This window comes from Staphylococcus sp. HMSC034C12 (genome assembly GCF_001835895.1).
In the GTDB taxonomy this organism is placed as follows: Bacteria; Bacillota; Bacilli; order Staphylococcales; family Staphylococcaceae; genus Staphylococcus; species Staphylococcus hominis.
In genome coordinates, this window is sequence record NZ_KV826330.1 from 26,838 (window position 1) to 51,328 (window position 24,491).

The 24,491-nt window shown below is 29.7% G+C and carries 24 protein-coding genes and 2 pseudogenes; 18 read left to right on the top strand and 8 right to left on the bottom strand.

Annotated elements, in window-relative coordinates; genetic code table 11:
- A partial coding sequence (locus HMPREF2629_RS06260) for an SdrH family protein (protein WP_070813227.1) occupies window positions 1-1,207 on the top strand: 1,207 nt, incomplete at its 5' end.
- Between the two features lie 38 nt (window positions 1,208-1,245).
- Here HMPREF2629_RS06260 and mroQ read toward each other — a convergent pair.
- The gene (gene mroQ / locus HMPREF2629_RS06265; protein WP_070519327.1) at window positions 1,246-1,986 is read right to left on the bottom strand and encodes an intramembrane glutamic endopeptidase MroQ; all 741 of its coding nucleotides are present in this window, start codon (window positions 1,984-1,986) and stop codon (window positions 1,246-1,248) included.
- A 174-nt stretch (window positions 1,987-2,160) separates the two neighbouring features.
- On the opposite strand from mroQ, the gene groES reads away from it, so the two are divergent.
- From groES to HMPREF2629_RS06285, 4 genes and pseudogenes are all read left to right on the top strand, one after another.
- Entirely contained in the window at window positions 2,161-2,448 is a 288-nt protein-coding gene (groES, locus tag HMPREF2629_RS06270) for a co-chaperone GroES (protein ID WP_017175272.1), read from the top strand.
- Window positions 2,449-2,504: 56 nt separating this feature from the next.
- A complete protein-coding gene (gene groL / locus HMPREF2629_RS06275) occupies window positions 2,505-4,124 on the top strand; it encodes a chaperonin GroEL (RefSeq protein ID WP_017175271.1) in 1,620 nt (539 codons plus the stop codon).
- A 518-nt stretch (window positions 4,125-4,642) separates the two neighbouring features.
- Window positions 4,643-4,852: pseudogene (locus HMPREF2629_RS06280) on the top strand (hypothetical protein); the annotation flags it as partial.
- A 181-nt stretch (window positions 4,853-5,033) separates the two neighbouring features.
- Entirely contained in the window at window positions 5,034-5,705 is a 672-nt protein-coding gene (locus tag HMPREF2629_RS06285; RefSeq protein WP_054105550.1) for a type 1 glutamine amidotransferase, read from the top strand.
- Between the two features lie 50 nt (window positions 5,706-5,755).
- On the opposite strand, the gene HMPREF2629_RS06290 is transcribed toward HMPREF2629_RS06285, so the two are convergent.
- The gene (locus HMPREF2629_RS06290; RefSeq protein WP_070519330.1) at window positions 5,756-7,042 is read right to left on the bottom strand and encodes an aminotransferase class I/II-fold pyridoxal phosphate-dependent enzyme; all 1,287 of its coding nucleotides are present in this window, start codon (window positions 7,040-7,042) and stop codon (window positions 5,756-5,758) included.
- A gap of 469 nt (window positions 7,043-7,511) precedes the next feature.
- Between HMPREF2629_RS06290 and HMPREF2629_RS06295 the strand changes: the two genes are divergently transcribed.
- The 9 genes from HMPREF2629_RS06295 (at window position 7,512) to HMPREF2629_RS06335 (ending at window position 13,506) form a co-directional block, all read left to right on the top strand.
- Window positions 7,512-7,688 (top strand): SE1626 family protein, encoded by a 177-nt coding sequence (locus tag HMPREF2629_RS06295; RefSeq protein WP_002455099.1) that lies wholly within the window; start codon window positions 7,512-7,514, stop codon window positions 7,686-7,688.
- Window positions 7,689-7,875: 187 nt separating this feature from the next.
- Window positions 7,876-8,256 carry a PSM export ABC transporter transcriptional regulator PmtR gene (locus HMPREF2629_RS06300; RefSeq protein WP_002450053.1) on the top strand — a complete coding sequence of 127 codons (381 nt, stop codon included), beginning with the start codon at window positions 7,876-7,878 and terminating at the stop codon, window positions 8,254-8,256.
- Window positions 8,253-9,152 (top strand): phenol-soluble modulin export ABC transporter ATP-binding protein PmtA, encoded by a 900-nt coding sequence (locus HMPREF2629_RS06305; RefSeq protein WP_070547949.1) that lies wholly within the window; start codon window positions 8,253-8,255, stop codon window positions 9,150-9,152. Before HMPREF2629_RS06300 ends, HMPREF2629_RS06305 begins: the two co-directional genes overlap by 4 nt.
- Window positions 9,149-9,811, top strand: coding sequence for a phenol-soluble modulin export ABC transporter permease subunit PmtB (locus HMPREF2629_RS06310; protein ID WP_070813214.1), 663 nt, complete (start codon window positions 9,149-9,151; stop codon window positions 9,809-9,811). Before HMPREF2629_RS06305 ends, HMPREF2629_RS06310 begins: the two co-directional genes overlap by 4 nt.
- 17 nt (window positions 9,812-9,828) lie before the next feature.
- Window positions 9,829-10,701, top strand: a complete 873-nt coding sequence (locus HMPREF2629_RS06315; RefSeq protein WP_049335685.1) for a phenol-soluble modulin export ABC transporter ATP-binding protein PmtC — start codon at window positions 9,829-9,831, stop codon at window positions 10,699-10,701.
- Window positions 10,702-11,430 (top strand): phenol-soluble modulin export ABC transporter permease subunit PmtD, encoded by a 729-nt coding sequence (locus HMPREF2629_RS06320; RefSeq protein WP_017175262.1) that lies wholly within the window; start codon window positions 10,702-10,704, stop codon window positions 11,428-11,430. It abuts the gene before it with no gap.
- A 145-nt stretch (window positions 11,431-11,575) separates the two neighbouring features.
- Complete coding sequence (locus tag HMPREF2629_RS06325; protein ID WP_019835506.1) at window positions 11,576-12,061, top strand: hypothetical protein; 486 nt, start codon at window positions 11,576-11,578, stop codon at window positions 12,059-12,061.
- A 48-nt stretch (window positions 12,062-12,109) separates the two neighbouring features.
- On the top strand, window positions 12,110-12,664 hold the full coding sequence (locus tag HMPREF2629_RS06330; RefSeq protein ID WP_017175261.1) for an HAAS signaling domain-containing protein: 555 nt from the start codon (window positions 12,110-12,112) through the stop codon (window positions 12,662-12,664).
- Window positions 12,664-13,506 (top strand): DUF4097 family beta strand repeat-containing protein, encoded by an 843-nt coding sequence (locus tag HMPREF2629_RS06335; protein WP_019835504.1) that lies wholly within the window; start codon window positions 12,664-12,666, stop codon window positions 13,504-13,506. Before HMPREF2629_RS06330 ends, HMPREF2629_RS06335 begins: the two co-directional genes overlap by 1 nt.
- A 65-nt stretch (window positions 13,507-13,571) precedes the next feature.
- On the opposite strand, the gene HMPREF2629_RS06340 is transcribed toward HMPREF2629_RS06335, so the two are convergent.
- A complete protein-coding gene (locus tag HMPREF2629_RS06340; protein ID WP_049413915.1) occupies window positions 13,572-14,612 on the bottom strand; it encodes a C45 family autoproteolytic acyltransferase/hydrolase in 1,041 nt (346 codons plus the stop codon).
- 278 nt (window positions 14,613-14,890) lie between these two features.
- On the opposite strand from HMPREF2629_RS06340, the gene HMPREF2629_RS11025 reads away from it, so the two are divergent.
- The gene (locus HMPREF2629_RS11025; RefSeq protein WP_093514810.1) at window positions 14,891-15,064 is read left to right on the top strand and encodes a hypothetical protein; all 174 of its coding nucleotides are present in this window, start codon (window positions 14,891-14,893) and stop codon (window positions 15,062-15,064) included.
- Window positions 15,065-15,186: 122 nt separating this feature from the next.
- Entirely contained in the window at window positions 15,187-16,233 is a 1,047-nt protein-coding gene (locus tag HMPREF2629_RS06345) for a 6-phosphogluconolactonase (protein ID WP_070813215.1), read from the top strand.
- A 57-nt stretch (window positions 16,234-16,290) separates the two neighbouring features.
- On the opposite strand, the gene HMPREF2629_RS06350 is transcribed toward HMPREF2629_RS06345, so the two are convergent.
- The 3 genes from HMPREF2629_RS06350 to HMPREF2629_RS06360 all read right to left on the bottom strand — a co-directional run bounded on the left by HMPREF2629_RS06350 (window position 16,291) and on the right by HMPREF2629_RS06360 (window position 19,391).
- On the bottom strand, window positions 16,291-17,673 hold the full coding sequence (locus tag HMPREF2629_RS06350; RefSeq protein WP_019835501.1) for an aldehyde dehydrogenase: 1,383 nt from the start codon (window positions 17,671-17,673) through the stop codon (window positions 16,291-16,293).
- A 179-nt stretch (window positions 17,674-17,852) separates the two neighbouring features.
- Window positions 17,853-18,782, bottom strand: coding sequence for a manganese-dependent inorganic pyrophosphatase (locus HMPREF2629_RS06355; protein ID WP_002450056.1), 930 nt, complete (start codon window positions 18,780-18,782; stop codon window positions 17,853-17,855).
- Window positions 18,783-18,830: 48 nt separating this feature from the next.
- A complete protein-coding gene (locus HMPREF2629_RS06360) occupies window positions 18,831-19,391 on the bottom strand; it encodes a cysteine hydrolase family protein (protein WP_002450084.1) in 561 nt (186 codons plus the stop codon).
- Window positions 19,392-19,524: 133 nt separating this feature from the next.
- Between HMPREF2629_RS06360 and HMPREF2629_RS06365 the strand changes: the two genes are divergently transcribed.
- Together HMPREF2629_RS06365 and HMPREF2629_RS06370 are read left to right on the top strand one after the other, a co-directional pair.
- The gene (locus tag HMPREF2629_RS06365) at window positions 19,525-20,607 is read left to right on the top strand and encodes a glycosyl hydrolase family 28-related protein (RefSeq protein WP_039984319.1); all 1,083 of its coding nucleotides are present in this window, start codon (window positions 19,525-19,527) and stop codon (window positions 20,605-20,607) included.
- Window positions 20,608-20,846: 239 nt separating this feature from the next.
- Window positions 20,847-22,405, top strand: a pseudogene (locus tag HMPREF2629_RS06370) (DASS family sodium-coupled anion symporter).
- Window positions 22,406-22,585: 180 nt separating this feature from the next.
- Here HMPREF2629_RS06370 and pheA read toward each other — a convergent pair.
- Window positions 22,586-23,386, bottom strand: a complete 801-nt coding sequence (gene pheA / locus HMPREF2629_RS06375; protein WP_017175253.1) for a prephenate dehydratase — start codon at window positions 23,384-23,386, stop codon at window positions 22,586-22,588.
- 30 nt (window positions 23,387-23,416) lie between these two features.
- Window positions 23,417-24,484, bottom strand: a complete 1,068-nt coding sequence (locus tag HMPREF2629_RS06380; protein WP_017175252.1) for a nitric oxide synthase oxygenase — start codon at window positions 24,482-24,484, stop codon at window positions 23,417-23,419.
- Window positions 24,485-24,491: the final 7 nt, after the last annotated feature.

Below are 24,491 nucleotides of genomic sequence, written 5' to 3' on the forward strand. Positions count from 1 at the left end.
ATCACAAGAAGAAGGCAACGAGCCTAACAGCACAGAAGAATCAACAGCAGAAGAGTCACAAAAAGAAAGCAACGAGCCTAACAGTACAAAAGAATCAACAGCAGAGGAATCACAAGAAGAAGGCAACGAGCCTAACAGCACAAAAGAATCAACAGCAGAGGAATCACAAGAAGAAAGTGACGAAACTAATAACCCTAAAGAACCAAAAACAGAGAAAGCACATGAAACGAACAAAGAAACTGATAGCATAGAAGAACCAAAAAAAGAAAAAGTTAATGATAAGAATCAACAAAAGAGTGGAATAGAACATATCCATAAAAATAACACGTCATCTTCTAAAGAAAAAAATCATAATAAATATAAAACAACACAAAAAAGTAAAAATGATGATTCGACTATTTTTAAGCAAGAAGAACATCAAAATGTAAGGTCTAAATCAATGAAGTCGAAACAAAATCAAATCATACAACCATATAACGATAATACTTCATCCAATGTTTACTCAAACACTAATTATCAAAAGGGTAAGTCTCAAAATAGTGTTTCAAAAACAATGTTTAACCAATTGTTTTCACGACAACTAGTTGAAAACAATCATAATAACTTTGAACCAACACATTTAAAGCAAAATAATCTATATTTTCAAAGTGATAGAAGAAAAGAATCCACTTATCCAAGTATATATCAAATAGAGTCAAGATTTTCAGAAAATATCTTAAATAGGTTTAATCAATATGCAAAGGGTGCTTATAAGTACAACCCATATATTATTAATAAGGTTAATCATTTAGATGATAATAGTGAAAAAATAACAAATAAAGATTTTAATCGTTTAATTACGAAACAAAAATTTGATAATCAAAATCTAAATATATTACAAGAGGATTCTCAATACTTTAGATTTCAATATTTTAATCCACTTAATGCTAAAGAATATTATAAAAATTTAGATGAGCAAGTTTTATCATTAATTACAAGTGACATTGGCTCTATGCCTGATTTAAAAAAGCCAAAAACAATTCATAAGTATGAAGTAGAAGAACATACAAAAGTCATTACTTCTCCTCATAAAAAAACAGAATCAAAATCATATATAAAAACTTTGAATATGATACTGATTCCTACTTTAATTTTAATATCTTCCACTGTAATGATAATTTATGTATATCAAAAGTTAAAAAAAAAAGTAAAAGCATCAAATGTCTAGAGCATTCGATGCTTTTATTTATTAAGATAAATTATGTGCTAGTTACACAAATGAATAATAAATTGAGTTTGTTGTTTTAAATGATTTAATGAATCGCCAAGGAAAATTTGCATTACTACAACGAAGCCATTTTGAAACATATGAATAAGTATCGGAACAGAAATTCGTTTTGTTAAAGTATAAGCTAATGAAAGTATCATCCCCATACCAAAATAAATAAGAATAAATTTAATATCATTATGAGCTAATGCAAAAAGTAAAGAACTTACGATAGAAGCAATTAAGAAGGCAATGATTCTATTTCCTTTAATTCGATCATATAGTTCACCAAAGAACACTTTTCTAAATACATATTCTTCTAAAATAGGGCCTACAACAGAAATTAATATAATAAAAATAGGGAGTTGTTTTGCTACAGCCATTATTCGTTGAGTATTTGGACTTTGTTGTGGTTGACCGAAAATCCATATGTTAATCACACCTACAATAACTTGATATAACATAACTATGAAAAAGCCAAGTACAGCCCATGGGATAATATAACGTTTTGATTCTTTATGTTCTTGCTCTAAGTTTGTAGGATTCTTAATTTTGAAATGAAGAAAGATGATTAAAATTGCTGCAAGTATAAATAAGATAACTTGAGTATACACTCCAGCCCTAGCTAAAGCCATACCTGATAAACGTTTAAATATAGGCGTCTGTGCTAGAACTAAGGGTAAAAATTGTGCTAAAGCGTATATAAATAATGTTAGTATTGCCACCCAAATTCTTGCCATTTGAAACCTCCAGATTAAATATCAATAATTCTTATTTTATCGTAAAAAACTCAGATGTACAAAAGTAAGAGAATGTTTTTACTTGAAATATTGACCAAATTTGATTATTATAAAAATTAGGTTAGCACTCATTATATTAAAGTGCTAAATAGACCCTGCTAAGGAGGAACAATCATGCTTAAACCATTAGGAAACCGTGTGATTATCGAAAGAAAAGAACAAGAAGAAACAACTAAAAGTGGAATCGTTTTAACTGATAGCGCAAAAGAAAAATCTAACGAAGGTGTTGTAGTTGCGGTAGGCAGCGGACGTCTTCTTGATAATGGTGAGACAGTTGCTCCCGAAGTAAAAGAAGGTGATTCAGTAGTATTTCAAGAATACGCTGGATCAGAGATTAAACGTGGAGAAGAAACTTATTTAATTTTAAATGTAGAAGATATATTAGCAATTATAGAAAAGTAAAAATAACTATATAAAAATTGTCAAAAAAATGATTAATATTAATGGAGGTCGTATAGATGGCTAAAGATCTTAAATTTTCAGAAGATGCTCGACAAGCGATGTTACGTGGTGTGGATAAACTAGCAAACGCTGTTAAAGTAACAATTGGTCCTAAAGGTCGAAATGTTGTATTAGATAAAGAATATGTTGCACCTTTAATTACAAACGATGGTGTAACAATTGCCAAAGAAATTGAATTAGAAGATCCATATGAAAATATGGGTGCTAAATTAGTTCAAGAAGTAGCAAATAAAACAAATGAAATTGCTGGTGATGGTACTACAACTGCTACAGTATTAGCACAAGCAATGATTCAAGAAGGTTTGAAAAACGTAACAAGTGGTGCAAATCCAGTTGGTTTACGTGAAGGCATTGATAAAGCAGTCAGAGTAGCAGTTGAAGCATTACATGATATTTCTCAAAAAGTTGAAAATAAAAATGAAATCGCACAAGTAGGTGCAATTTCTGCTGCTGATGAAGAAATTGGTAAATATATTTCTGAAGCAATGGACAAAGTAGGTAATGACGGTGTTATTACAATTGAAGAATCTAATGGACTTGATACGGAACTAGAAGTTGTAGAAGGTATGCAATTTGATAGAGGTTATCAATCTCCATATATGGTAACAGATTCTGATAAAATGATTGCGGAATTAGAAAGACCATATATTTTAGTTACAGATAAGAAAATTTCATCATTCCAAGATATACTACCTTTATTAGAACAAGTTGTTCAATCAAGTCGACCAATCTTAATTGTGGCAGATGAAGTCGAAGGTGATGCATTAACAAATATTGTATTAAACCGCATGAGAGGTACTTTCACTGCTGTAGCTGTTAAAGCACCTGGCTTTGGTGATCGTCGTAAAGCAATGTTAGAAGATTTAGCAATATTGACTGGTGCAACAGTGATTACAGATGATTTAGGATTAGAATTAAAAGATGCTTCTATTGATATGTTAGGTACTGCAAATAAAGTAGAAGTAACAAAAGATAATACAACTGTTGTTGATGGTGATGGAGACGATAACAGTATTGATGCACGTGTAAGTCAAATCAAAGCACAAATTGAAGAAACTGATTCAGACTTTGATAGAGAAAAATTACAAGAACGTCTTGCTAAATTAGCTGGTGGCGTAGCAGTGATAAAAGTAGGTGCTGCTTCTGAAACAGAATTAAAAGAACGTAAATTACGTATTGAAGATGCGTTAAATTCTACACGCGCTGCAGTTGAAGAAGGTATTGTTGCAGGTGGCGGTACAGCATTAGTTAATATCTATAATAAAGTTGAAAAAATAGAAGCAGAAGGCGATGTTGCGACAGGTGTTAATATTGTACTTAAAGCTTTATCAGCACCAGTACGTCAAATTGCTGAAAATGCTGGATTAGAAGGTTCAGTTATTGTTGAAAGACTTAAACATGCTGATGCAGGTGTCGGATTCAATGCTGCTACAAACGAGTGGGTGAATATGCTTGAAGAAGGTATTGTAGATCCTACTAAGGTAACACGTTCAGCTTTACAACACGCTGCAAGTGTTGCTGCAATGTTCTTAACTACTGAAGCGGTAGTTGCAAATATCCCAGAGCCTGAAAGTAATGATAATGCTGCAATGGGCGGTATGCCAGGTATGATGTAAAAACGCCTATAAATGTTGATATATCAATGTTTTGTGTTTTTACTGGTCATAATTTAGTTATAGAAATTTAGGAAATATAATAAAAAGACTGATAAGTTCATTTTGAAGTGTGCTTTGTCAAATAGACAAGTAAATAATTAAAAGATATGGTTGGTTTTGTTTTATGCAAAATCAGCCATTTTTAATGTTAGTTTTTTATATTAAAAAAATGGACATATTCTTTAATTATTTGTTTAGCTTTACTGATATCTTTAAATATAATTTAAATATTTTTTACATAAAACTTGTCGAAATTTTACATCTTTTGATTTTCAACAATTTTATTTAATATACAAATTGAAAAAAAGAAAAAGATAATAAATAAAAATGCTAAATTTAATAATCAAAATAATAATATAGATTAATATAGTGATAAAAGAATTCTTGCTTTTTATATTTATGTTGTTATTTAATTTTCTGACGGTTTTGATTATAGAGTGAATCTGTACTGAAATATTGATTAGTTAATTCAAAATGATCCAGTTAAAGGTGATATGTGGGCTAAATAGTATGCAAATTTATTAAATGTTAATCCTAATATGAATATTGAACTAGCGTCTTCATTTGAACGTGGTGCTAGTAATGAAAAATTCAAAAAACAAGGTGGAACACTGATTTATACTACATGGAAAGATGGAATGAACCCTATTAAATACTATAGTGACTTAATAGGAAATAGAAAAGTATGAGTTTTATATTGGAGTCTAGGGCAAAAAATGATTGTCTTAGATTCTTTTTATATATTGGAGTGCTTATAAAAGTTTTTAAATATAAAAATTATATAATTTTTATGATATTTATTTTAAGTGTTTCGAAGTATAATGATATCAAAGATATAAATAAACATTGACTTTTAAAGGAGAATCAACAATGAGGATTAATATTTTACAACATACCCCTAATGAAGGTCCTGGAGTTATCAGAGATTGGGCTACCGAGCATCACCATGAATTATATATTTATCATCCTTATTTTAATGGCGGTATCATTCCCAATGTTAAAGAAACAGATTTACTTATTATTTTAGGAGGACCCATGAGTCCTAATAATGAGGATAAATGGATTTTTGAAGAAAGAGAATTAATTCGCAATTTAATACAGCAAAATAAGCCAATATTTGGTATATGTTTTGGCGCTCAACAAATTACTAAAGCACTAGGATATACTGTAGGAAAATCTCCAGTAAAAGAAGTCGGTTGGAATAAAGTTTATCTTGAGTCATCCATCATTCCTAATATTCCAAAAGAATTGATGGCATTACATTGGCATGAAGAAACATTTTATATACCTAAAAATGCACAATTATTATTTTCAAGTCAATATTTAAAAAATCAAGGATTTATTTTGAATAATATTATTATTGGATTACAATTTCATTTTGAACCAGATGCTCATGATATAAAAGAGATTGTCATGAATGATGCTTCATACGCGGTTGATTCCGTATTAAATCAAACGTCAGAACAGATTCTTAACCAAGAAGTACCAAAAGAGAATAAAGAAGTAATGTTTAAATTATTAGATTTTATTACAAGTCATTAAAAAATAGCGAGAGCCTTCCTGGTTAGGTCTCTCGCTATTATACTTTTATGTTATTTTAAGTCATCAATTGCTTTAGCAATAGAATCAAAAACATGTGGAATATCGTTTTTTTCAACACAACTAAAAGCAATACGAATATCTGTATCATTAAGTGCAATAATACCAATTGAGTATTTATCGATTAAATGAACACGAAGTTCTTCAGGGTTAACACCGATTACTTTAAGTGCCATAAAGTATCCAGAGTTAAAATCATATGCTTGCCAATGTTGTTTATATTTTTCATCATAAACTACTTCTTTTGTTACTTCATAACGCTCTTGTAGTGTTTTTACATTAGCTTGTATTTCTTTATCAAATTGTTCATGGTTCTCTAGTATATATTTAATTGCACTTTGAGAAGGCATTGCTCCACTTGAAATATTACTTCTAATTAATCCTTTAACTTTAGCCTCTAATACGTCTTTAGCTTTTTGATTATTTAATCCAAATGTAAGGAAGCCAACACGTAAACCCCAAGCAAAAAATTCTTTAGTTGCACCGTCAAGGCGTATCGGTAGAATGTTTTTTGAATCTAATTGAGTAATTGCAGTAAAATTAGATTGTGTATAGACATCTTCATAAAATAAACCATAGTATGCATCATCTACGACTGTAATCACCTTAGTTCCTTTTTCTGCTAAGCGTTCAATTGCTGAGACAATTGTATGAACTTCTTCTTGAGTAGGTGTATAGCCTGTTGGATTATTAGGATAATTTAAGATAATAATTGCTTTATCTTGTTTAAAATTATCTAAAGTAGATACAAGTGAATTTGTTGTATAATGTCCATCTTGATCGAAAATAGCATAAGTTTCAATATTTGCATTATGTCTTGTATTAAAAATAAGTTTATAGTTTCCCCAGTTATGTGTTGGTAATAAAATTGTATCTTCATCATTTACAAATAAGTCAGCAACTAAAGATAAACCATGTGTTAATGCATTCGTCACGATTGGACGGCTTATAGATGAAGCTTTTAAACTAGGATTTTCTTTTAACATTTTTTGTTGCCATAAATCTCTTAAAGTTTCAATTCCTTGTGGCGGAGCATATGGGAAAATCTCATCCGGAGAAAGATGATTGTAGACATCAAATAATGTGTCTGCATACATTTTTCCTTTATCATTAGTTGCCATACCAATTGTTGCATTGTATTTTGTTGATTTGGCTTCTGCAGACTGAGACAGAATACCTTTGGGATAAAACATAGATTGACCTAATCTCGATAACATGCTTAATATTTCAGGACTGTCATCGACTAGTTGATCGTTTAAATGTTGTGCTAAAGGATGCATTTTCATAACCTCGCTTTAAATTGTTATTCACATTATATATTATCTTGAATTAAACAAAATATAAAGTTTTCTAATAAAAAATAAATCAGAGAAGTGTTTTATTCACAAACGGAACATATGTTCTGTTTGTGTGTTAAAATATATATAGGTCATCATGAGATATGACACTTTACTTTGTGGAGGTGTAGTGTAATGTCGTGGTTATTAGAAGGTTTAGTCACACTTATAACAGGGAGTATGCTTATTATATTTCGAGTTTGGTTAGAAACTAAGTGGAAAAATAAATAAGATGGCCTTACACAAAAACCCCTTAACTTGATGTGGCAAGTTAAGGGGTGTGTAATGTAATTTGTGGATATAACACTATCTTAACATAGAGCATATACAATTCAATTTTAATTAAATAAATGATTAATGCATATAAAATAAAAAATTTGATATAATTATCATAATGAGGTGACTAAAAATGATGAAACACCTAACAAAAATTTTTGTAGGTTTAGCTATTGTTTTGTTTGTCATTGGATATTATCTACAAGCCACTGGACATGAAAGTCAAGGTATAAAGTTATTATTGGCTGCCATTATGTTTATGATATGTGCATTTATTAATCGTAGCAATGACAGACGTAAAAATAAAAAGTAACATATGAAAACTATGATGCAATTACCACTGTAATACTGTATCATAGTTTTTTTGTTTAACTATGTTTATAGTGTATATACAACTTATGTCTTAAGAATACTGATTTTATCTTATTTTTATTATTTCACTTTACAAATCTGTATATACTGTATATATTATTTATATACAGTTGAAAAGGGGGACATAAATGAAAGTTATTCTAAAAAACACCAGTGAACAGCCCATTTATGAACAAATTAAACAACAAATTAAAGAAAATATATTAAAAGGTTACGTTGAAGCTGGAAGTCACTTACCATCTATGAGAGAACTAGCGAAAGATTTGCAAGTCAGTTTAATTACAACAAAGCGTGCCTATGAAGATTTAGAAAAAGAAGGATTTGTCACAACAATAAGAGGTAAAGGAACATTCGTAAAAGAACAAGACAGTTCAATTTTAAAAGAAAAACAATTTTTTGTAATTGAACATCTTGCACGTTCCATGGTAAAAGAAGCAAAAACAATTGGTATGCCTCTAAAAGAATTAAATGAAGTTTTAGCTTTAATTTACGAGGAGGAAGATGAATGAAAGCGATTGAAGTTAAGCACGTAAGTTATAATACTAAAACTTTCCAAATCAAAGATCTTTCATTCAGTATTCCTCAAGGATTTGTTACGGGCTTTATTGGAAGTAATGGTGCTGGCAAGACAACAATGATTCGATTAATGATGGATTTGCTTGAACCTAATACTGGAGAAATTAAAATCTTAGGACGACAAATGAAAGAGTCGGCAAAATGGATCAAAAATAAAATTGGTTTTGTTTACTCAGAAATGTATTTCAACCAACAATGGAATATAAAAAAACTAGAAAATATGATTTCTCCTTTCTATTCTAAGTGGGATAGTCATATATTCCATCAGTATTTAGAGCGATTCAATATACCAAGTCATCTTAAAATTAAGCATTTCTCTAGTGGAATGAAAATGAAGTTATCTTTAGCCATTGCTTTAAGTCACCACGCTGAGTTATTTATATTGGATGAACCAACAGCAGGTTTAGATCCAATTGTAAGAAATGAAGTTCTAGAAATATTGCAGCAAGAATTAATAGATGAAAATAAAACGGTTTTTATTTCGACTCATATTATTTCAGACTTAGAAAAAATAGCAGACTATCTTGTATATATAAAAACAGGCAATCTTGTACTTGAAGGCTATTGTGATGATATAAAAGAGAAATATTTTATCGTAAAAGGTGATAACAAAGATTTAGATGATGAATTAAATCAACTCCTTTTATATAAAGAAGAAAAGCATACAGGTTATGTTGGTTTTACAAAACATGGTCAAGCATTTAAGGAACTATTTGGAAAACAAGTTGAAATAAAACATCCAACGATTGAAGAATTAATGATTTACCTTGAGAAAATGAAAGAAACTAATGATGTTGAAACTCAAAATAGAAATGGGTTGATGGCATGAAGCAACTAATAATAAGAAATTTTAAGTTAAGACGTTGGACACTTATCATTTATTTAGTGCTTATTGTTATTAATCCTATTTATACTCTATTTTTTTCAAAAACAAGCTATGGTTTCGTTGTATATACTCCACTTGCCATTACATTAATGATTATAAGCATTTTAGATTCAGGACAATTATTTAGAGTACATAGACGGTTAGGTGGAAAAGAGGCGTATCTTTTTTATGAAAGTTTACCAATAACTAAGAAAGAATTGCTTAATGCAAATTATCTGACATGTATTATATTAACGATTTTAGGAACATTGATTATTGGATTATATAATTTTCAATCAACAAATATTCAGGTAAATGAGTTGCGTTATTCAACAGCACTTTCATTTTTAAGTGTAAATTTATTTAGCATTCCTATTGCCTTTAGTAAAAGTACAGAAAGAAAAAGAGAATATATTTCTTACACTGTTTATATTATTTTAATGGTACTTGCTATACCGATGGCAATTGCATTTATCTTTTTGACTATTAATTTATTTATCTTTCATAATGCACTTGATCCAAATGTATTTAATAAATATTTAAGTATTGGATTAGTTATTATAAGTGTGATTTGGCTAGTTATAAATTATTTTATTCAAATAGCACGTATTAATCGTCGCTAGAAAAAAGGAGGACTTTTATGAAATTAGAAAATATTACTAAAACATACGGTAATCATAATGTTTTAGACAATATAGATTTTGATTTTGGAGATAGCAAAATTGTAGGACTCATTGGTAAAAACGGTGTAGGTAAAACTACACTGATGAAAGTGATGAATGGAAATATTATTAATTACAAAGGTAAAGTTAATTTAAAAGATGATGAAAATATTGGCTATCTCATTGAACATCCAAAACTTTATGATAATAAAACGGGGCTTTATAATTTAAGACTCTTTGCTCAGGTGCTTGGTCAAGGATTTGATAAAGCATATTCAGATAAAATTATAGATGCTTTTGGTATGCGTCCCTATATTAAGAAAAAAGTTAAAAAATATTCAATGGGTATGAAACAAAAATTAGCGATTGCTGTATCATTAATGAATAAACCAAAATATCTTATTTTGGATGAACCGACCAATGGCATGGATCCAGATGGCTCAATCGATGTTCTAGAAACGATACAATCTTTAGTAAATGAATTAAATATGAAGATTCTTATTTCAAGTCATAAATTAGAAGACATCGAATTAATTTGTGATAGAGCTGTCTTTTTAAGAGATGGACATTTCGTTCAAGATGTCAATATGAAAGATGGTAGTTCAGAAGAAAGTACTTCTATTACGTTGGACAATGATGATTTTGATCAAGCGCTAAATTATTTACAAGAACATTTTAATGTTATTCATTCTTATAAACAAAATGGAGAAATTCTTATTAAAGCAGAACGAGATTATCGAACATTGCTTAAAGCGCTCGCACATATTAATGTGTATCCTAAATATATTGAAACACGTAAAAATTCGCTTCGAGATACGTACTTTAATATTAATCAAAGAGGTGACCATTAGATGAAGAGTTTACAATTAGTTAAATATGATATATTAAGTTTTTTTAAAAGTTATTTAACATATATCGCGCTTATATGTATCTGGGGTATCATCACAGCAATGACTGTACTATTAGCAAAAAATAATGATAAAGTCGATTATTCAATGATATTACCAATGGCAAATTGGATGTTTCTATTCTTTGGTTTACTCGTTGTTATTAAAACAATTACACGTGACTACTCTCAAGGAACGATTCAACTTTATATGAATAAAGTGAAAAATAGAGTAGGTTATGTGATAGCGAAAACGATTTCGATTATTATTTTTTCGTTCATATTTACACTTATCACGTATGTTACACTTTTAGTTATTCAGACTTTTACAGATGGTAAAAATTTAAATGGAGATAAATTCCTAACGAATATTTGGTTCTATCTTATCTTCTTACTATTTTTTGGACTATTATTATTCTTAATTACTTTAATTGTCCAAAAACCAGCAGTCATTTTTACATTAGGTATCTTTTTAGTGTTTATCGTACCATTTTTACAACCATTTTTAGGTTTAATCCCTGAATGGGGTGATAATATTCAAAAATCACTCAAATATATACCTTTTAGTTACTTAACAGAAAAATCATCATCAGGTAGTATTAAATTTACGAATTGGCAATGGTTCATTTCTATTGCATCTATTGTTATTTTATTTATCGCTGATGTACTTTATGCTGCTAAACGAGACATTTAAATTAATAACTTTTTAATAAAACTGGCGACGATACGTTCAATTTTTGTCGCCAGTTTTATTTGCATTGAAAGGTACTTTAATATTTTTTGAATATAATCATAGTTATGATATATTAAAAAAAATAAGTATATAAGTGGTGGTCCTATTGCATATTCAAAATAGATGGGTTATCTCAATTTTATTTATTGTCATTTCTTTATTAGTTGTACTAGGATTGACAATTTATAAAAATGAAAAAACGGTTGATTTAAGTGATGTAGAAATTAATCATTTAAAGCTTAATGAAACGTTTGATAACTCAGAATATAGTTTAAATAAGCATGTGAAATTAGATAGGTATGTTTTTTATAATCATAATAAATATAAAAATTTAACAATAAAAGTCAAGAAAAAACATCACAAAATTAAAGGAATTATCTTAGTTAAAGATACTTTTGTTAACACAAATTTTGATGTTCATATAGGTGACCCAATCGATGCTGTTATAGATAATCTAGGTTATAACTATGACAAAGATAAGGTAGGTAAAGGTTATGATGCTTTAGTGTATCTTGATAAAGATCATCACATGAAATTATCAATTTTATATAAAGATAATATTGTTAAGCGAATTGAATTCTTTAGTCGTTGATAGTTAATAAAAATAAATTTATGTTTTAAGAAAGTATGTGAAAGAGAAATGGATAAAATTACTTTTTTGAATGAACTGGAAACGGAACTTGATGATTTACCACGTAAAGAAAAAGATAAAGTAATGAATGAATATGAAGATATCTTTTATAATCAAGAAACAAAAGGCAAGACAGATGCTCAAATATTAGATGATTTGAAAAATCCTTATACTATTGGAAAAGAAATAAAAGCTAAAGAAGCAATTTCACATGCTAAAGTTACACCTAACTTTCGTAATATTGTAAAAGCTATTATGGCATCATTAAGTTTGGGCGTTATTTCTTTCTTCTTAATTGTTATCCCAATTATAATATTCTTAATATTTCTAGCCTTTGTTTTCGTCATTTCAATTGTGCTTATTTGTTTACCTATCTTATTAATTATTATTAGTATTCTTAAAGGTACTCCTGACTCTTTAAGTAATTTTCTTTATAGTATTTCTTATGCTGGTATAGGTATATTAGTGTTCGTTGCAATAATAAAAATTGTTCAGAATTTATATAAACTTGTTTTAAAATATTTATCATGGTATATAAAAATAATTAAAGGAAGAATCCAGTGATGAAAAAATTAACAATAAGTGGATTAGTTATATTTGTTGTTTTTTTTCTAGCAGCCACGTTAGTATGGTTTGTTCATGATAAAGATATCTATAAACGACTGAAATATAATGAAACGTTTCATCAATCATCTATCTCTAAATTGAATATAGATAGTTATAGTTCTGATATCACTATTACTCAAGGTTCTTCATTTAGAGTGAAATATTATGGGGACAATAGTATAAAAGTGAACACTCAAAAAGACAGCTTAAATGTAAAAGAATCACGTTCTTCTAAAAGAGGATATAGCTTTAATTTAAACCCTTTTAAAAGAAGCAAGTTCAACATACATATAACCATTCCACCTGATAAATTAAAACAATTAAATATTGATGCTAAATTAGGAAAATTAAATATTAATAACATAGATATCAAAAAAGCTAGAATTAGAAAAGACGGAGAAAATTTAAATATCAAAGAAGCTAAACTTGATCGTATTGATTATTATAGTGATCATGGCACAATTAATATAAAAAATAGTGATATAAAAAATAGTCAATTTAAAGTAATAAATTCTAATATTGTGGTTAATCATTGTACCTTGAAAAATGGATTGTTCATTACAAATGAAGGAAAGCTTGACTTTAAAAACATGCCAAGTCAAATTGATATGAAGAGCTCAAGTAAAAAAGGTGATATAAACATTGATTATAAAACCAAGCCTAAAGACACCTTGTTAAAACTACATCCAGGAATGGGTGACAATAACATTAAGAATCCTTATTTTAAAGATAGCAAAGTAGGTAATAGTTATAATATTATAGAGTGTTATAACGTTAAAGGTGATATAAATATTAAATAGGATGAAAAAGATTAGACAAAACGTTGATTAATTAAATTTTAAAACGTTTATCTAATCTTTTTTTATTAATACGTAGCAAATGTTAAATCAGTATCTAGCTTTCCAGTAAATTCTATTAAATCAAGTTCATGACCCTCTAACCATGATTGAAAGTCGATAGATAGAGGGGGTCTATTCTCACCTAATGTCATCCAAGCTTTTAAATGCTTAGGTTCATACATTGATGTATGAATCGTTCCTGACCAACTTTTAAATAACTTACTATAAATATTATATTTAGGATCATTAAAAAGTTTAAACGCAGTATATTTATCTATATCTTCTGAAGTTTGACTAATTGTGCGAGCAAGACGTTCTTTAGATTCTTTGGTATAGTTACGATTTTCATGTGTTAATATTTCAAAGTGATTAGTACAAACTTTATCATATCTAACATCAAATGAGCGTGGCGTAATTTCAACAATTGCATGATTTAAATGCTTATCCATTAAAATATAACTAAATGAACTTCTATGGGGTAACTCTTTTAGAAATTGAATTGCTTCTTTTACATCTTTACAATATTCTAAGACAAGTCGTCCTACCATATAACATACAAATCCATTTGCAGGATGCTTACGGTGCATAAAATTATATCCCATCACAAGACCTGCTTCATTCATACCATCCATACGACCAGTTACTCTAGAGGTTGGTCCTATTTGCGCGAGTCCACCATCATTTGGTTGATAAAGAAGATATCTGCCATCATATGTAGCAGGATGATAGTCATAATTACGAACCATATAATCTTTACCTTGAAAAACTGTACATCCACTTTCATTTAAATCAGTAAAACGATAGTGACCGAAATTTAAAATCATTTGTTTAGTCGGTAAATTTAATATCTCTTGCATTCCTAATAATTCTTCCCAGATTTCTGGTGCATACGTTTGGAAAATGCTATATGTTTCATTAACATCAATGTCAAAACGAGGTATACGCTTCTTCCATTCACGTTCTCTATTGTCTAGTAAGGGCGTCTGTTTTAACCACTGAGCAGTTTTGATACCTAAATCAAAATGTGATCCGCGAAAGGTCATAATATCTGACTTAACTTCTTGCATGAAAAATCCTCCTATCATTTGTTTTATTATTTATATTGAACAATAATTTATATTAAATTTAAAGTCTTATAATGTTTATTTATATATGATAGTAATTCACTGTGTAAATAAGACAAATGTCATTCATTATAAATAAAGAAAAATATTTGATTTTTTAAAAATCTTTAATTTTAGGTTTGAAATAATATATAAAAAGGTATGTATTTAATCATAACGTTAACTATGTTAAAATGATTTAATGTAAACGTATTTATTTTAAGTACAGGGGTGAAACATAAATGTGGGATTTCATTAAAGGTTTATTTAAATTCTTATTAAGCTTTACAGCTATTACAACACTAGTTGTTGGTGTAGTAGTAGTAGTATTTGGCTTTATTTTCAAAAAAGACTTTGAAGATATCGAAAGAAAAACAAAAGAAATCGTATCTGATATTGAAAGCAATAATGCTTAATGCAACGATGTACCATATACCAGTAATTTCATTTGAAGTTACTGGTTTTTTTTATTACTCTTAAATAAATACAATTGGCTAGTATAAATGTTAATAATATTGAATATAATGGAGGTATTAAAATGACAACCAAAGGTTATGTGGGGTCTTATACAAAAAAAGAAGGTAAGGGTATTTATATATTCGAACTTAATGAAGATAATGGAGAAATACAATCAGTAGATACAGGATATGATATCGAAGCATCGACTTATCTTGCTCAAACTGAACAATTTTTGTATGCAATTACTAAAGAGAATGAAGCATGTGGTGTGGCTGCATTTAAAAAAGACGAGAATGGACAGCTTACACTCATTAATAAATGTTTAGCTTCAGAGAATGGAACAGGGTGTTATATTTCTGTTTCTAGTGATCATAACTTCTTATTCGAAGCGGTTTATACTGCTGGAATAGCACGTATATATCAACTTAATCCAGAGACAGGCGAAGTGGTAAAATTAATTGAAGAGTTAGAACATAGTTATCCAACTGGAACACATGAGCGTCAAGATCATAATCATATTCATTTTATTAGAGAAACCCCTGACCATAAATATGTAGCTGTGACTGATTTAGGTGCAGATAAAATTGTAACATATACATTCGGAGTTGAAGGGTTTAAAGAACATGCAGTATCAAAATTCCATGCTGAAGATGGACCGCGTCATATTGAATTCCATAATAATGGGACATACGCGTATGTTGTTCATGAGTTATCTAATAGAGTAAGCGTTGTACAATATCATGATGGAAAATTTGAAGAAATTGAACGTCATTTAACGATTCCTGAAGATTTCACTGGAGAAACTAAATTAGCAGCTGTGAGACTATCTCATGATGAACAAAATTTATATATTAGTAATCGTGGACATGATAGTATAGCGATATTTACAGTAGTTGATGATGGAAAAGGAATTAACCCAGTTGAAATAGTAAAAAGCGGGGGAGAATTTCCAAGAGATTTTAATATTACTGAGTCAGATGAATACCTTGTATGTGCACATCAAGAAGGAAATTACGCGTTAACAGTATTTAGACGTGATACAAATAGTGGTATGTTGATTGCTACTGACAATCAGTATACCGCACCTGAAGGTGTATTTGTTGATTTCTTGAATTCATTGTTATAGATAAAAAATATCCCTATAATGTAAACACTTGTAAAGTGAGCCATTATAGGGATTTTTTTATAAGTTTTTGAAAAATGTTCTAATATATTTGAATTTACCTTTATAAGGGGGATAGATAATACTCGAATCTAGTCGAGTAGATTTAAAAATATATGATTTCATATGACTAAATGTATCAAATGAATATTTGCCATGATATTCGCCAATTCCTGAAGCACCTACGCCACCAAAAGGTAAATTTGGGTTAGCTAAATGCATTAAAGTGTCATTGATTGCACCGCCACCAAATGACAATTCTTCTAGCACACAGTTCGTTGTATTTTCATCTTCACTAAATAAATATAAGCTTAGAGGTTTAGATTTGCTTTGAATAATATCTATCGCTTCATTAAAATCATCGTAGACGATGATGGGTAATAATGGACCAAAAATTTCTTCTTCCATAATTTTAGATTGTGGGGTAATGCCGTCTAAAATTGTAGGTTCGATATATTGTTCATTTTCATCCGTATGCCCACCAAAAATCACTTCATTACGATGTATTGCTAATAATTCAGAAAGTCGATTGAAATGTTTTGTATTAACAATACGTCCAAAATCAGGGCTATTTTGAATATTTTTGCCATAGAATTCTTCAATAGATTGTTTAAATGCTTGAATTAATTCATTTTTAACTTTTCTATTCACTAAAATATAATCTGGTGCTACACAAGTTTGACCAGCATTGGTGAATTTACCGAAGCTAATGCGATCACTTGCTACTTTAATATTAGCAGTTTCATCTACAATCACTGGTGATTTACCACCAAGTTCAAGTGTGACAGGAACTAAATTTTTACTTGCTGCTTCGTAAACAATTCGACCTACATTTTCGCTACCAGTAAAGAATATATAATCAAATGGAAGATTGATTAATGTTTGAGTTTCTTCAACGCCACCTTCAACGACAGCTACAAAATCGCTTGTAAATACATCCTCAATCACTTTTCGCACTACTTGTGCAACATGAGGAGTAAGTTCAGAAGGTTTAATGATGGCGTTATTACCAGCTGCTATAGCACCAATAAGAGGTTCGAATAAAAGTTGTACAGGATAATTAAAGGGACCGATAATTAATATTGTCCCATAAGGCTCAGGCTTAATATAACTCTTTGATGGAAACATAAATAGGGGTGTATCTACTTGCTTAGTTTTAGCCCAGTTTTTTAATTCTTTACGAGCTGTTTTTATACTTTTTAAAAGTATACCAATTTCAGTAGCATACGCTTCTACTGAACCTTTCCCTAAGTCTATTTTTAACGACTCTAATAATTCTGTTTCATGGTCTTTAATACTTTTACTTAATAGTTTTAATTGTTGTTTACGAAATTTGATATCTTTAGTTTGATGTGTTTTAAAAAACTGTTTACTTTCTTGAAATTGTTTTTCTATTAAATTCAATTGTAGTACCTCCTGTACAGTCAATCCCAATACCGTTATAGGTGTGATTGACTATATAATTTTAGTTAAATGTATCCAAGGTTAAAACATTTGAATGAATGATTAAAATAAATTAAAAAAAGGCTGAGAGTTAAGTAACCTACTATCTCAGCCTTATTATATATGAATTAAAATATGAATTATTTAGTTAAAATTTCAGTGATTTGAGGTACAACTTGTTTTTTACGAGAAACTACACCTGATAAGAAAGCCATACCATCATCTAATTGAACATTGAAGGCTTGACCAACTTTATCCTTTTCAGCTCCGACAACTAAAATTTTAGAATCACTGTTAATAATATCAGTGACAACTAATACAAATAAATCATATTTTTCGTTTGCACTTGTTTCTAACATTGCTTTTTCCAATTCATCTTTACGATTTAAGACTTCATCAATATCTACAGTATTGACTTGAGCAATACGAGTAACATAATCTCCCATATTAAATGATTTAGCATCCATATTTAATAACTCTTCAGCAGATTTATCAGTTGTTGAAGCACCTGCTTTCAACATTTCTAAACCATATTCATCTAAATCGACATTAGCAATGTCTTTTAATGCTTTAGCAGCATTTACATCTTCTTCAGTACATGTTGGAGATTTAAATAATAAACTATCTGAAATAATAGCTGAAATCATTAATCCAGCAATTTCAGGTTTAATCTTAAAGTTACGTTCTTTATACATTTTATAAAGAATTGTAGCAGTACAACCTACAGGTTCTGCACGATAGTATAAAGGACCTGCTGTTTCAAAGTTCGCAATTCTATGATGATCTACGACATTCACAATATTCGCTTTAGCAATAGTTTCAGCACTTTGTTGGAATTCATTGTGGTCAACTAAGATAACGTCTTGACCTTCTAAATCATCATTTAATAAAGTTGGTGCATCAACTTTAAAATGATCTAATGCATATTTTGTTTCAGCACTCACTTCACCTAAGCGATAAGGAGTTGCTTCAGAATTTCCAGTTTGTTGTTCAAAATCAGCCATGATAATAGCTGAAGATATTGCATCTGTATCCGGATTTTGATGTCCAAAAATATAAGTTTTTGCCATTGATTTATTCACCCTTAATTTTTAAATTTATCCTTATTTTAGCATGTTTTAATTGATAACTTCTACCTTTGCACCTAATGAGTTTTTAAAATGAGCTAAAGCGAACTGATGACCCTCTTCATTAAATGAGGCAACACCTTGTTCAGGGATAATAATATGATAGCCTAAATTATAAGCAGAAATTGCTGTATGGAGTACACATATATCAGTACATACACCTACAATTTCAACAGTATCAATATGTCTTTCTCTTAATAAACTATCTAAAGCAGTACCATAAAAAGAATCATAACGTCGCTTATCTAAATAATGTACAGTATCTTCATTTTTATATTTATCAAAAAATGATTTTACCTTACCATATAATTGACGACCTGAAGTGCCTTCAATGTTATGTGGTGGGAATAATTTAGTTTCAGGATGATACGGGTCTTCTTCAAAATGTAAATCCATCATGAAAAAGATATTATCATGTTGATGTTGATATTGATTGAGTCTTTCTACAATAAACTGTTCAATATCTTGGCCTGGTTTACCACAAGTTAATCGACCGTCATCAGCGATAAAATCATAAGAATAATCTACAACAATCAATGCTTTGTTAGTCATAATAAACATCCCTTTCTTAATAAATGTTTGAATACCTTAAAAAATGTATAATATTAAATTATAAATATAGTATAGCTATACACCATTATGGTTACAAATATATTTAATAACAACATAAGATAGGGGATAAAAAATATTGATCAATGCACAGGATTTTGGTTTAAAAGGAAAACATAAACGAAGAGATACTAAAGCTATACAAAAAGCACTTAATGCCGCAAGATACGGAGAACATACAGTTTATATACCATCTGGGACTTATTATATTAGTAAAGCATTAGTGATATATGATCATACCACTTTAATATTAGAAGATGATACCATCTTGCAGCGTCACTCGAGAGATGCATTGTTAAAAAATGGTAAAAAATTTGGTTTCTATCATGGATATCAAGGAAATGGGCATATTAAAATAAAAGGTGGTATATTTGATATGAACGGTTCAAAGTACCCCTACAATAATACCGCAATGTCTATAGGTCATGCTGAAGATATCGAGTTAATAGATATTACAGTACTTGATGTTGTAGGTGGACATGCACTAGATGCTTGTGGAATCAATGGTTTATATATTAAGAACTGTAAGTTTAAAGGCTTTTTTGATGTAAATGGTGATCGCTCATTTTCTGAAGCAATTCAATTAGACATTCAAGTGCCTGGGTCATTTCCTAAATTTGGTACGACTGATGGCACGATTACCAAAAATGTTGTCATTGAAGATTGCTATTTTGGAAATTCAAACCAACCTAAAATGCAAGCTTGGAATAGAGCGATAGGCTCTCATGCCAGTCGTTATAATCGCTTTTACGAAAATATTCATATAAGGAATAATGTGTTTAACGGAATGAATGAATATGCATTAACTCCGTTAAAATCAAAGACAATGTTTATCTCAAATAATACCTTTATAAATTGTAATGGTGGTATTCGTTTTCTTGGAGTTAAAGATGGAAAAAATGCGGCTGATGTTTCTACAGGACAAGTTCAAAAGACTCAAGCTGGAGATAATTTGACTGTAACCGGTAATCATTTCGAAGGAGAAATGAAAAGAGATGCTATACACGTGAGAAGTTATAATAATGTAAAACATACTAATGTTTTTATTGCAGGTAATTCGTTTAATCATTCGACACAAAGATTACATTTAGAAGATATTTCTAATTTGACATTTAATCAAAATGATAAAGTTAAAGTTAAAAAAATTAATATTGATTAGTATTTAATTTAAAAAGGTATAATTATAGATGAAAAATAAATGATACGCGCTTTATTATGATATATAATAAAGCGTTTTCTTTTGTGTTATAATATCATTATATATTTTCAAAAAAGTCAGATTTTCTATGGGGTTTGTTTGCAACATAATAGGTATCAAATCGACTATATTGATATGATGCCATATTTTAAAAAATAGAATATATTGAGTTAAGTTTCTAATTTTAAAGGGGGAATTAGATGACTAAGCAATCAGGTTTTCGAAGAAATGCACAATACTTAACATTTTTTCTAAAAAAGATCATACAAATCAATCTTATTCTATGGGGCAATTATTGGGGCTCAATTTAGGACCGTTATTGTTTGTTCTTATCTTATCATTCTTTCATCCAGTAGAACTTCCTTTCAAAGGGGTATATGTTTTAGGAATTACGGTGTGGATAGCTATTTGGTGGATTACAGAAGCGATACCAATTGCTGCAACGAGTTTTTTACCACTCATACTTTTGCCTTTAGGACATGTACTTTCGCCTGAACAAGTCTCTTCTGAATATGGTAATGATATTATCTTTTTATTTTTAGGTGGTTTTATTCTTGCAATTGTTATGGAAAGGTGGAATTTACATACACGTGTAGCTTTAACTATTATTAGATATATTGGGGCAAGCACGAGTAAAATATTATTAGGATTCATGATTGCTACAGGATTCCTATCAATGTTTGTATCAAATACAGCGGCTGTTATGATAATGATACCTATTGGTTTAGCAATTATTAAAGAAGCGAATGAGTTGAAAGATGATGACGTTAAATCAGATAGTATTTCGAAATTTGAAAAATCACTTGTTTTAGCAATTGGTTATTCTGGGACCATCGGAGGATTAGGTACACTTATTGGAACACCGCCACTCATTATACTAAAAGGACAATTTGAACAACATTTTGGACAAGAAATTAGCTTTGCTAAATGGATGATTGTTGGTATTCCTACAGTCATTATTTTAATAGCACTAGCATGGGCTTATTTAAGATTTATCGCATTTAGACATGATCTGAAGTATTTACCGGGTGGTCAAACATTGATTGAAGATAAACTCAATCGTCTTGGTAAAATGTCTTATGAAGAAAAAGTAGTTCAAGCTATTTTTATTCTTGCCAGCTTACTATGGATAACAAGAGAATTTATTTTAAAAAATTTTTCAATAACATCTGAAGTTGCAGACGGTACAATTGCAATATTTATTTCTATTTTACTTTTTATATTTCCGGCTAAAAGTAAAGAAAAGCATAAGCGAATTATTGATTGGGAAGTGGCAAAAGAATTACCATGGGGTGTACTTATATTATTTGGTGGAGGCTTAGCTTTAGCAAAAGGAATTTCAGAAAGTGGTTTAGCAAAATGGCTAGGTGAGCAACTGAAAATGTTAGATGGGGTGCATCCACTAGTAATCGTTATTGTCATTACAATATTTGTGTTATTTTTAACAGAAGTGACTTCGAATACAGCAACTGCTACAATGATTTTACCTATTCTTGCTGCGCTATCTGTAGCAGTAGGTGTACATCCATTGTTATTAATGGTACCTGCAGCTATGGCATCAAACTGTGCTTACATGTTACCAGTAGGAACACCCCCAAATGCTATTATATTTGGATCAGGTAAGTTGAGTATTAAAGAAATGGCTAAAGTAGGATTTTGGGTTAATTTAATTTCTGCAGTGATTATTATAGTAGTTGTTTATTTCTTAATGCCACATATTTTAGGATTTGATATTTCTGACACATTAAATTTAAAATAAAATTAAATATCTTGAAATCATATATTCATTATGTATGTTTTATCTTAATACTTTAAATAAATACATAAAAAGAGCCTGGGACATCATGAGTTCATGAGTGATCCTAGGCATTTTTAATATGATGCGGTTAGATTTTCAGAATGAGAGGATAACTTCAACACAAATATTGTCCACTCTATTTTATTGACGATGAAAAGCGCCAATAATTTTTACTGAAAAATCTAATGTTTCTAATATCGAGATAACTTTATTCAAATTATCTGATAGACCGGTATCTGCTTGTACAAAGAAACGATACATACCCAGTTGAGTTTTCAGTGGTCTTGATTCAATCCATGATAAATTAATATCAAATAATGCAAATGTAGTCAGTATACTTGCCAGTAATCCAGCTTTGTCATACTTAGGGGTAATTAATAGCATTGTGTTATTCGTTTTAGACTCAAAGTTATTATCATTTTTTATGACTAAAAAACGTGTAACATTATGCGGATAATCTTGAATATTACTCTCTATAGCAGTATATCCGTACATTTCACCACTACCCACAGGAACAATGGCAGCTACATCTGAGGAAATTTTTTCTAATCCTTGAATCGTACTGTCAACATAATCGTAAGAAAATTGATGTTTTTGAATGTATTGGCTTGTTTGACTGATGGCTGGTGCGATAGAGTATACCTTTTTTATATTTTCTACCTTTGAATCACTTGTCGCATATAAACCAAAATTAATATCTAAATGTATTTCCCCATGTGCAAAAACATGTTGTTGAGCCAGTGCATCTGCCACAATGTTTATAGTTCCTTCAATTGAATTTTCTATTGGTACAATTGCTACAGATTGAGCGTCACTATTTACTGCCTTAATGACTTCGTATAAATTAGACTTTGGTATGAAATTAAAGTTATCTTTTGAAAAATATTTTTTAGCAGCTAAATATGAAAATGTACCTTCGGGACCTAAATAATATAAATGCATGATGAATTGTCACCTCATGAATCTTGTACACTAGTGGAATGGACATTTCATCGGTATCGCTTTTTTATAATGGAAATTAGGATCTTTAATAATATTTTTGTATCCATGATGATAATTAGCAGTTAACGTTGGCGATAACGGTGGGGCTAACCATGACCATTTTCCAGTAACATCACGATGATGCTGTTCCTCTTTTTCTTCAAATAATTCAAATTGTTTAGCAGCAGTTAAGTGGTCAACAATAGAAACACCCTGTGATTTAAAAGAGTGATAAACTGCATAATTTAATTCTACTAATGTACGATCTTTATTAAATGAATTATTTTTAAGTGTACCAAATTCAAATGTTTCTGCAACTTTTTCAAGCAAATTATAGCGGTAAGTATCAGTAAAATTACGAACTGCAATTTCAGTGACCATGTACCAACCATTAAAAGGAGCAGTTGGATATGTAATTCCACCTATTTTCAAATCCATATTAGAAATAATAGGAACACCATACCATTTTAAATGTAAATCTTTCAGCTTTGGAAATTGATCATGTTCTATATCAACTTCTTTAATCAATGAAGCTGGAAATTCATGATATTTTATAGGTGAATTTGGTAATTGATAAATAAGAGGAAGCACGTCAAAGTCTGAACCTTTGCCTTTCCATCCCAAATGATTAGCTAATTGCGTTATCTCGCGTTCTGATGGATCGCCTTTATCTTCATATCCTGCGTAACGTATTAATTGATTGTTATATATTTTAGGTGCATCAGTTGAAGAAAATATAGTGATATATGGTTTGATTTTACCGCCATTTGTTGCTTTGCTTAAATGATTATGAAGCGCATCTAAGAAATGTTGTTCTGTATAAATATCTCGTGCATCCACAACGTTTAATGATTCCCAAAATAAGCGGCCGACACATCGATTGGAATTACGCCATGCCATTTTAGCACCATAATTTAGTTCTTCATAAGTATGTGTATAAGTACCTGTTTGATTGATTTCTTTCTCTATCTCAGTGATACGTTTAGAAATAATATGATTTGAGTAATTTAATTCACCATACATAGTTTGGATAAAATTTTTAGCTTCTTCTAATAGCATATAAACA